Raw genomic sequence first — 9975 nt, 5'->3', positions numbered from 1 at the left:
GGCGCACGGTCGAGGCGCCGCTCGCGCTGGCCGCCGCCCTGCGCCGCGAGGCCGCGCCCGGCCGCTGCCTGCTGGTGGACTGCCTCACCCTGTGGCTCGCCAACCTGCTGGCGGATGCCGTCACCCTGCCTCCCGGCGCCGATGCCGACGCGCTGCCCGCGTTCCGCACCGAGCGCGACGCGCTGCTCGCCACGCTGCCCGTCCTGCCGGGGCGCATCATCCTTGTCGCCAACGAAGTCGGCCTCGGCCTGGTGCCGGAGACGCCGCTCGGCCGCCTGTTCCGCGACGAGGCCGGACGGCTGAACCAGGCCGTGGCGGCGCTGTGCCCGCGCGTGGTGTTCGTCGCCGCCGGCCTGCCGCTGGTGCTGAAGGAAGGCTGGACTGCAAGCCGACGGACACACCGGGAGATTGCCATGGACCTGCCTGCGGAAAAACACGTGATGACGGTGGACGAATTCCTCGCCTGGGAGGCGGACCAGCCGGAGCGCTGGGAATTCTTCAACGGCGAGGCGTTCATGATGGCCGGGGGGTCGGATGTGCATAACCTGATCTGCGGCAATGCCTACATGGCCTTGCGCAACAGCCTGCACGGCACCCCCTGCTCGGTGTTCATGTCAGACGTCCGCCTGCGCCTGGCCGAAGCCGGCGATCTCTTTTACTCGGACGTTTTCGTCACCTGCTCGGACGCCGACCGCGCCCGCCGCCAGGTCAAGGAAGACCCGGTGCTGATCGCCGAGGTGCTGTCGCCCTCGACCGAAGCCTACGACCGCGGCGGCAAGTTCGCCGCCTACCGCCGCTTCGCCGGGCTCAAGACCGTACTGTTCCTGTCGCAGGACCGTGCCCACGCCGAATGCTATTCCCGCACTGCGGAAGGCGGCTGGCTGCTGACCGAGGCCAGCGGCGACAGCGCCGGCCTCGCCCTGCCCGCCTTCGGTTTCGCGCTGCCGCTCGCCGAACTGTACCGCGACCTGCCCGCCGATCCCGCCTGAGCGCCGCCGGCACCACACGCTGGCGGGCCGCACGCCCTAGCCGTCCTGTCCGCCGATCCTGCGAATGCGCTCCGCGGTCGGCGGATGGGTGGAGAGATAGCGCCACCAGTCCTCGCCATGGCAGTCGCCGCCGCCGGCTGCGGCCGCCTCGCGGGCGCAATCGTCGGCGTGGCGGCGATCGAGCCGTGCCAGCAGATCACCGAGCACGGCGGGCGACAGCCCGTGCTGCCGCAGCACGGCGGCGGCATGGCGGTCGGCCTCGAACTCGAAGTCGCGCGAATAGCCGAGTTCGGTCAGGATCACGGGAATCGCCGCGATCACCGACGATATCGACGAAATGTCGCCGGTCAACACCGTCGCCGCCAACCCCAGGGTCGAGCCCTGGATCGCATGACGCAGCGCATGGCGATGCTCGACATGGCCGATCTCGTGGGCGAGCACGCCGATTAGTTCCTCGTCGCTGCCCGCCAGCCGCACCAGTTGATCGGTGAACACCAGCGTGCCCGATGGCAGCGCCAGCGCATTCGGCCCCACGCTGGCGGCCGCATCGCGAAACTCCACCCTCAGCGGCATGCCGCCGCCCGCACTGCGCAGGAAGGGTTCGAAACGCGCGCGCAGCCGCGCCTGCTCTTCGGCGGGCAAGGCGCTGGGCTTGAGCAGCCGGCCATCGAGCAGTTCGAGCACGCCGTCGCCCAGCCGCGCGGCCATGCCGGGCGGCACCGCATGCGCGGCGGTCTCGGCCAGCGCCGGAATGCCATGGCGCACCACGCCCCAGGCGAAAGCCAGCGTCACCGCCAGGCCGATGAGCACGTAGCGCAGCCGCGACTCCAGCCGGTGCGCCAGGCCGTGCCGCGGCCGCAGCGGCAGCAGCAAGGCATCGACCGCAGCGTTGTCGGCGGTCTCGAACGCGCCGCCGTCGGCAAAGCGCACGAAACGCGGGGTATCGCCGATGCGCGAACTCACCTGCAACGCAGCCACGGCCTGTGGTCCGGCAAGCACCTCGCCGCCGATGGCCTCGATGCGCACGCCGCCGGCATCGGAACGCAGCACTGCGCGCACCCGCGCCGAGCCGCCCGGCGCGAAGTAGGCGCCGGCGATTCCGCCCGCCTGCGTCACAGGCCGATATCCACGTCGAACAGGTCCGCGACCTCGCCGCCGGTGGACGACACCGCGTCGCGCTGCGCGGCGACGAAACCGTCGAGCTCGTCCTCCGCGACGAAATCGATGTGCCCGGCCGCATAGCGCGCGTTGCGCACCCTGGCCCAGGGGTAGAACAGGCCGAGCGTCAGCACCATGCCCAGCGCATTGCCGAGCATCAGCATCAGGTAGGACCCGAACGCGTAGCGGGCCACGAAGCGATGTCCGTCGAGCGCGCTGCCGCCGAACACCAGGTTGGTGAAGGCGGTCTTGGACCATGCGAACAGCCCGAGATAGACGAGTGCCGCCGCAAGCATGCCCAGCGGCGGGAACAGCATGCCGAGCAGGAAGCTGCTGCCGCCGCCCACCGCCCCTGCCAGCAACAGTAGCAGGAACAAGCGGTAGAACGGACGCGCCCCGGTTTCGAAACCGAACCGGCTGGTGCCGTAGCGTGAATTGTCGATCACGAAGCGCTGCTGGCGCTGCATCGCCAGCGGCATCAGCAGGCCCAGCGTCAGCACGCCGGCAAGCGGCCACAGCAGCAAGGCCTTGACCGCTTCACCCACCCTGCCGTCGAAGCCGAAACGCACCCCGCGCCAGGCACTGTGACGATTGCGGAAGGCCAGCGAACGCACCACGATCCACGGCGTGGCAAGAATCAGCAGCAGCATCAGCGCGGCCCCGAGAAGCGGCACCAGGCTGTCGGCGACGGCGTAGGCCGCGAACAGGGCGAAGGCGATCAGCCGTCCCTTCAGGATCTGCATCGGCGTGGCCAGGTATTCGAAGCTGCTGCCGTCGAGGCTGGTATTGCCATAGAAGTAGCGCTGCGTGCGCACCTTGGCCCAGGCCGAATAGACGCCCAGGGTGACGATCGACAGCAGCACGTTGACGATCCAGATGCGGAAAAACTCGAAGCCCTTGCCGCTGAACGCGAAAGGCAGCACCCTCGGCCCGCCGCCGGCGATGGCGGCGGATGCGGCGGCCACCGGCGGCACCGGCACGCCACTGTCGAGCGCGCCCTCGAACACTCCCGTATGAACCGCTTCCGTCATTCCTGCCCTCCCGGCATGCATGCTTCGAGTCGCGCTGCGCCGGCACCGGGCATCGCATGAAAGGTTTTCGCCCTGGGGCGGCCCGGCGGGAGGGAAGGCCCCCACGCTCCGCCGCTGCGCGGGTCGCTGCCCCCGAGGGGGACTTTTTTTGCCTTGGGGCGGCTCGGCGGCACAAAACCCGGCAGCGATGATATATGCAATGACAAACAAATGAAACGGCAATCACCAGGGCAATTGCGGCATCGCAGCATGGCAAGTGGGGAGTGCCGCGGCTAGCACGATCTGCTACCTTTCGTCTCACGCTCGCGGCTTGCCACCGCCACACCCGAAGGACAGCACCCACGATTCCAGCCATGCAGATCCACATCATTCCACCCAGCCAGGCCCTCGCCCCGGCACTGCAACACAAGATCGACCGCAAGACCAAGCCCCTCGGCGCGCTCGGCCGCCTGGAAGCACTCGCATTGCAGATCGGATTGGTACAGCAGACGCTGACGCCCGAACTGCGCCAGCCCCACCTCGTCGTCTTCGCCGGCGACCACGGCGCGGCCCGGGCCGGTGTGTCGGCCTATCCGCAGGACGTGACCTGGCAGATGGTGGAGAACTTCCTCGCCGGCGGCGCGGCGATCAACGTCTTCAGCCGGCAGATGGGGCTGGGGCTGAGCGTGATCGATGCCGGCGTCAATCACGACTTCGGCAAGCGCGCCGGCCTGATCGACGCCAAGATCGCTCCGGGCACGGCAAACTATCTCGACCAGCCGGCGATGAGCACCGAACAGTGCGACGCCGCCCTGCGGCGCGGGCGCGAGATCGCCCATGCCCTGGCGGACAACGGCTGCAACTGTGTCGGCTTCGGCGAGATGGGCATCGGCAACACGGCGGCGGCCTCGCTGCTGACGACCTGCCTCATCGGCGCCGAGCATGGCGCGGACCTCTATACCGTCACCGGCCGCGGCACGGGCCTCGACGACACGGGCCTCGCGCACAAGCGCGAGCTGCTGAAGGCGGCGCTGCATCGCGGCGGCTGGCCGACCGACCCGCTGTTGGCGCTGGCCGAGTACGGCGGCTTCGAGATCGCGATGATGGCCGGCGCCATGCTCGGCGCCGCCGAACGGCGCATGCTGCTCGTCATCGATGGCTTCATCGTCACCTCGGCGCTGCTCGCCGCGCACGCCATCAACCCCAACGTGCTGCCCTACTGCGTGTTCGCCCACCGTTCGCTCGAGCCGGGCCACCGCGTCCAGCTCGGCTACCTGATGGCCGAGCCGCTGGTGGAGTTGGACCTGCGCCTGGGCGAAGGCACGGGCGCAGCGCTGGCTTGGCCGCTGATACAGGCCGCGGCGAACTTCCTCAACGACATGGCGAGCTTCGAGTCGGCCGGCGTCAGCGGACAGGACGAACAGGGCTGACGGCGCCGATGCGCTACCAGCTCGAACTGTTCCTGACCGCGCTCGGCTTCTTCACCCGCCTGCCGGTGCCCGCCTGGGTGCCGTGGTCGGCCGACCGCCTGCGGCACGCGGCGCGCTACCTCGCGCTGGTCGGCTGGGTGGTGGGCCTGGCCGGCGCGGCGGGATACCTCGCCTTTTCGTGGCTGCTGCCCCCGGCCCTGGCCATCATCCTGTCGATGGCGCTCACGGTGCGCATCACCGGCGCCTTCCACGAGGACGGCTTCGCCGACACCTGCGACGGCCTCGGCGGCGGCTGGGACAAGGCGCAGGTGCTGGCGATCATGAAAGACTCGCGCATCGGCAGCTACGGCGCCATCGGCGTCGCGCTGCTGCTGCTGGCGAAGGCCGCTGCGCTGCTGGAACTGGCGAAGACCGGCACCTTTGGCGCCGACGGCCTGCCGGCCGGCATCGTCGCGGCCCTCCTCGTCGCCCATCCGCTGTCGCGCCTCGCTGCCACCAGCCTCGTCCACCTGCTGCCCTATGCGCGCGCCGACGGCAGCGGCAAATCGGCCCCCGTGGCGCAGCGCCTGACACCGGCGGGGCTCGCCATCGCCGGCGCCTGCGGGCTGCTTCCCCTGGCCCTGCTGACGCCGACCGAAGCGCTCGCTGCGGTCGCCGCCACCGCAGCCGTCACCGCCTGGTGCGCGCGCCTGTTCATGCGCCGGCTCGGCGGCCATACCGGCGACCTGCTCGGCGCCACCCAGCAACTGGCCGAACTGGCCTGCTATGCCGGCCTGCTGGCCGCGCCCCGGCTCGCCTCGCTGATCGCCCCGGCCGGCGCATAGGACACCACCCGACGATGGAACTCCACCTCATCCGCCACCCTCGCCCGGCGATCGAGCCCGGCATCTGCTACGGCCAGCTCGACATCGGCATCGCCGAATCCGCCGCCGAGGTCGCCGCACGGCTGCGCCCGCTGCTGCCGCAACGCTTCGACCTGCATGCCAGCCCGCTCGTCCGCGCCCGGATGCTCGCCGACCAATTCGCCACTCCGCTCGCCCCCCTCCGCCTCGACGCGCGCCTGAAGGAGATCCACTTCGGCGCCTGGGAAGGGCAGGCCTTCAGCACCATCGGCGCGGCCATCGACGATTGGGCCGCCGACCCGCTCGGCTTCCGCGCCCCCGGTGGCGAATCGGCGCGCGAAATGACGGCGCGGGTGCTGCACTGGCTGGACGAACTGCAGGCCTCGGCCCCCGCCGCGCCGGTCGTGGTGGTCGCCCACGGCGGCCCCCTGCGCGTGCTTGCCGGCCATCTGCTCGGCCTGCCGCCGGAACGCTGGCTGGGGCTGGACTTCGGCTGCGGACAGGCAACACGGCTGGACGTCGAGGACTGGGGCGTGGCCCTGCGCTGGTTCAACCGCTGAGCCCGCGGGCGGGCGCGGGCCACCTCGCCCGTGGCGGCGCAGTGGCCGTTCTCGCAGCACGGGGCGGCTTCGTGGGATAATTCCGCCCCTGAATCCTTGCCCCAGCCGCGCCATGCCGACCTCCCTGCCCGATTTTTCCCGTGGCCGCCTCGTGATCGTCGGCGACGTCATGCTCGACCGCTACTGGCACGGCTCCACCAACCGCATCTCGCCCGAGGCGCCGGTGCCGGTGGTGAAGGTCGAGGCGGACGAATTCCGCGCGGGCGGCGCCGGCAACGTCGCGCTCAACGCCGCCGTGCTGGGCGGCAACACCGAACTGGTGGCGCTGGTCGGGCGCGACGAGGCGGCGCAGCGCCTGCGCGACAAGCTCGAAGCCGGCCGCGTCGTCTGCCGCCTGCTCGAGGCCCCGCAGCACCCGACGATCACCAAGCTGCGCATCATCAGCCGTCACCAGCAGCTGATCCGGCTCGATTTCGAGGACAGCTTCGCCGCGCTGGAGTCGGCCGGTATCGAGCAGGCCTTCCAGCACACCCTGCCCGGCGCCGGCGCGGTCGTGCTGTCGGACTACGGCAAGGGCACGCTGGCCCAGGTCGGCGGCCTGGTCCGCATCGCGCGCGGCCAGGGCACGCCGGTAGTGGTCGACCCCAAGGGCACGGACTTCGGCCGCTACCGCGGCGCCACCGTCATCACCCCCAACATGAGCGAATTCGAAGCCGTGGTGGGCCACTGCGCCGACGAGGCCACGCTGCGCGAACGCGGCGAGGCCTTGCGTGAATCGCTCGCCCTCGACGCGGTGCTGATCACCCGCTCAGAGCGCGGCATGACGCTGCTGCAGGCCGGCCAGGCGCCGCTCGACCTGCCGACCCGCGCACGCGACGTGTTCGACGTCACCGGCGCGGGCGACACGGTGGTCGCGGTGCTGGGCGCGGGCCTGGCCTGCGGCCTGGCGCTGGCCGAGGCGACCGCGGTGGCCAACGTCGCCGCCGGCATCGTCGTCGGCAAGCTCGGCACCGCCACCGTCAGCCCCGAAGAACTGGCCGCGGCGCTGCGCAACGCCGCACAGGCGGCCTGACCCCGAACCAGACAGAGGATACCCACATGATCATCGTCACCGGCGGCGCCGGCTTCATCGGCAGCAACATCGTCCATGGCCTCAACGCGCGCGGCATCCGCGACATCCTGGTGGTCGACGACCTCACCGATGGCCGCAAATGCCTGAACCTGTCGGACGCCGACATCCTCGACTACCTGGACAAGGACGATTTCCTCGCCCGCATCCAGGCCGGCGAACGCTTCGGCGCCGTGGAGGCGGTGTTCCACGAAGGCGCGTGCTCGTCCACCACCGAGTGGGACGGCCGCTTCGTCATGAAGGTCAACTACGAATACACCAAAGCGCTGCTGGCGTGGTGCGTGGCCGCCAGGGTGCCGCTCATCTACGCCTCGTCGGCCTCGGTATACGGCATGGGCCCGGTGTTCCGCGAAGCGCGCGAGTTCGAGCAGCCGCTCAACATGTACGCCTATTCCAAGTTCCTGTTCGACTGCCATCTGCGCCCGCAGCTGGCCGGCATCGGCAGCCAGGTGGTCGGCCTGCGCTACTTCAACGTCTACGGCCCGCGCGAGCAGCACAAGGGCAGCATGGCGAGCGTGGCCTTCCACTTCCACAACCAGCTCGCCGAATCGGGCCGCGTGCGCCTGTTCGGAGGCAGCGACGGCTATGGCCCCGGCGAGCAGCGGCGCGATTTCATCCACGTGGACGACATCGTCGCGGTCAACCTGTGGCTGCTCGACAGCCCGCAGGTGTCGGGCATCTTCAACCTCGGCACCGGCCGCGCGCAGAGCTTCAACGACGTCGCCCACGCCGCCACCCGCTGGCACCGGGCGCAGGGCCGCGAAGGCGGCGGTATCGACTACATCGCCTTCCCCGACCATCTCAAGGGCCGCTACCAGAGCTTCACCGAAGCCGACATGGGCGCGCTGCGCGCAGCCGGCTACGACCGCCCGTTCATGGACGTCGAGACCGGCGTGCCGGCCTACCTCGACTGGCTGGCCCGGCACGGCTGAACGGCGGCCGCGACCCATGTCATCCAGCGCACGCAGAATCCTCGTCGTCGGCCCGTCGTGGGTCGGCGACATGGTCATGGCGCAGAGCCTGTTCAAGGCGCTCAAGCTGCGCGGCGCGTGCGACATCGACGTGCTCGCGCCGGGCTGGTCGCTGCCCATCCTCGAACGCATGCCCGAGGTCCGGCGCGGCGTGGTGATGCCGCTCGGCCACGGCGAATTCGGCCTGGGCAAGCGCCGCACGCTGGGCAAGTCGCTGGCGGGCGAGGGCTATGATCAGGCGATCGTGCTGCCGGGCTCGCTGAAATCGGCCCTCGTGCCCTTCTTCGCCGGCATCCCTCGGCGCACCGGCTTTCGCGGCGAGATGCGCTACGGCCTGCTCAACGACCTGCGCCCGCTCGACAAGGCCGCACTGCCGATGACGGTACAGCGCTTCGCCGCGCTCGCCGCGCCGGCCGGCACGCCGCTGCCCGCCCCCTTTCCCATGCCACGCCTGATCGCGCAGGCGGACAACCAGCCCCGCCTGCGCGAAGCGCACGCGCTGCCCGCCGGGGTTCCGGCCGTGGCCTTCATGCCCGGCGCCGAATACGGCCCGGCCAAGCAATGGTCGATTCCGCACTTCGCCGCGCTCGCGCGCAGCCTGGCCGAACAAGGCTTCCAGGTCTGGGTGCTGGGCTCGAACAAGGACCGCGAAGCCGGCGAGGCCATCGCCGCCGGCAACCCGGCGGTGCGCAACCTGGCCGGCCTCACCGCACTGGGCGATGCGGTGGACCTGCTGGCGATGAGCGCCGCCGCCGTCACCAACGATTCCGGTCTGATGCACGTGGCGGCGGCGCTGGACGTGCCGCTGGTGGCGATCTACGGCTCGTCCAGCCCGGAACACACGCCGCCGCTGTCGCAACGTGTCTCGATCCAGACCCTGCGGCTGGACTGTTCGCCCTGTTTCAAGCGCGTCTGCCCACTGGGCCACACCCGCTGCCTGACCGACATCGCACCCAAGCGCGTGCTGGCGGCGCTGGGCGAGCTCGGCCTGCCCTGTTCGGCGCCCGCCAGCGAACGCAGCGCTGCGGCTGTCATCCCTCTTGTTCCCTCCTCTCTTCCCGGAGCCTGACGCGGCGATGCGGGTCCTCATCGTCAAGACCTCCTCGCTCGGCGACGTCATCCACACCCTGCCCGCGCTGACCGACGCCGTGCGCGCCCTCCCCGGCATCCGCTTCGACTGGGTGGTGGAAGAAGCCTTTGCCGAGATCCCGCGCTGGCATCCGGCGGTCGACGCGGTGATTCCGGTTGCCGTTCGGCGCTGGCGCAAGCACCCGCTGCAGGCGCGGCGCAGCGGCGAGTGGGCGGCGTTCCGCACGGCAATCGGCGCGCGGCCATACGATGCGGTGATCGACGCCCAGGGCCTGCTCAAGAGCGCCTGGCTGGCGCGCCACGCGCGCGGCCCGCTGCATGGGCTGGACCGGCGCTCGGCGCGCGAACCGCTGGCGAGCCTGTTCTACCGCCATCGCCACTGCGTGGCCTGGGGCCGGCATGCGGTGCTGCGCGTGCGCGAACTGTTCGCCCGGGCACTGGGCTATGCGCTACCCGCCGATGCTGCTGCCGGCTTCGGCAACGGCGCACCCGCCGCCGACCCCTACGGGCTGGATCGGGCACGAGTGATGGCGGGAAGCGGCGACGCAAGGAATACGGGTATCTCCGCGGCCGGCGCCCCTTACCTCGTTTTCCTGCACGGCACGACCTGGGACACCAAGCACTGGCCGGAAACCTACTGGCACCAGCTCGCCGAGCGCGCCTGCGCGGCGGGCTGGCAGGTGCGCCTGCCGTGGGGCAGCGCCGCCGAACACGAACGCGCCGAACGCATCGCCGCCGGCCTGCCCGGCGCGCAGGTGCTGCCGCGCCTGACGCTGGCCGGCGTCGCCGCCGAGACT

General features: G+C 70.9%; 10 protein-coding genes and 1 pseudogene. 9 read left to right on the top strand and 2 right to left on the bottom strand.

Annotated elements, in window-relative coordinates; genetic code table 11:
* Together C666_RS17345 and C666_RS17340 are read left to right on the top strand one after the other, a co-directional pair.
* A pseudogene (locus C666_RS17345) lies at nt 1-377 on the top strand (bifunctional adenosylcobinamide kinase/adenosylcobinamide-phosphate guanylyltransferase); the annotation flags it as partial.
* A gap of 36 nt (nt 378-413) precedes the next feature.
* Complete coding sequence (locus C666_RS17340; protein ID WP_037999999.1) at nt 414-989, top strand: Uma2 family endonuclease; 576 nt, start codon at nt 414-416, stop codon at nt 987-989.
* Nucleotides 990-1025: 36 nt separating this feature from the next.
* Here the strand turns inward: C666_RS17340 and C666_RS17335 are convergent, their stop codons facing one another.
* Complete coding sequence (locus tag C666_RS17335; RefSeq protein WP_004345091.1) at nt 1026-2105, bottom strand: M48 family metallopeptidase; 1080 nt, start codon at nt 2103-2105, stop codon at nt 1026-1028.
* Entirely contained in the window at nt 2102-3178 is a 1077-nt protein-coding gene (locus tag C666_RS17330) for a YjgN family protein (RefSeq protein WP_004345089.1), read from the bottom strand. Before C666_RS17330 ends, C666_RS17335 begins: the two co-directional genes overlap by 4 nt.
* 353 nt (nt 3179-3531) lie before the next feature.
* Here C666_RS17330 and cobT point away from each other — a divergent pair, with 353 nt between their 5' ends.
* The 7 genes from cobT to waaC form a co-directional block, all read left to right on the top strand.
* Nucleotides 3532-4587, top strand: coding sequence for a nicotinate-nucleotide--dimethylbenzimidazole phosphoribosyltransferase (gene cobT, locus C666_RS17325; protein ID WP_004345086.1), 1056 nt, complete (start codon nt 3532-3534; stop codon nt 4585-4587).
* A gap of 8 nt (nt 4588-4595) precedes the next feature.
* A complete protein-coding gene (locus tag C666_RS17320) occupies nt 4596-5411 on the top strand; it encodes an adenosylcobinamide-GDP ribazoletransferase (protein WP_004345084.1) in 816 nt (271 codons plus the stop codon).
* Nucleotides 5412-5425: 14 nt separating this feature from the next.
* Complete coding sequence (gene cobC, locus C666_RS17315) at nt 5426-5989, top strand: alpha-ribazole phosphatase family protein (RefSeq protein WP_004345081.1); 564 nt, start codon at nt 5426-5428, stop codon at nt 5987-5989.
* A gap of 112 nt (nt 5990-6101) precedes the next feature.
* A complete protein-coding gene (rfaE1, locus tag C666_RS17310) occupies nt 6102-7061 on the top strand; it encodes a D-glycero-beta-D-manno-heptose-7-phosphate kinase (protein WP_004345080.1) in 960 nt (319 codons plus the stop codon).
* Nucleotides 7062-7087: 26 nt separating this feature from the next.
* Nucleotides 7088-8050 carry an ADP-glyceromanno-heptose 6-epimerase gene (gene rfaD, locus C666_RS17305; protein ID WP_004345079.1) on the top strand — a complete coding sequence of 321 codons (963 nt, stop codon included), beginning with the start codon at nt 7088-7090 and terminating at the stop codon, nt 8048-8050.
* A gap of 16 nt (nt 8051-8066) precedes the next feature.
* Nucleotides 8067-9158, top strand: coding sequence for a lipopolysaccharide heptosyltransferase II (gene waaF, locus C666_RS17300; protein ID WP_081593484.1), 1092 nt, complete (start codon nt 8067-8069; stop codon nt 9156-9158).
* A 7-nt stretch (nt 9159-9165) separates the two neighbouring features.
* The coding region (gene waaC, locus C666_RS17295) for a lipopolysaccharide heptosyltransferase I (protein WP_004345076.1) at nt 9166-9975 on the top strand (810 nt) is incomplete at its 3' end.

The sequence above is a fragment of the Thauera linaloolentis 47Lol = DSM 12138 genome (assembly GCF_000310205.1).
In the GTDB taxonomy this organism is placed as follows: domain Bacteria; phylum Pseudomonadota; class Gammaproteobacteria; order Burkholderiales; family Rhodocyclaceae; genus Thauera; species Thauera linaloolentis.
This window is presented reverse-complemented; position numbering and strand designations above follow the sequence as displayed.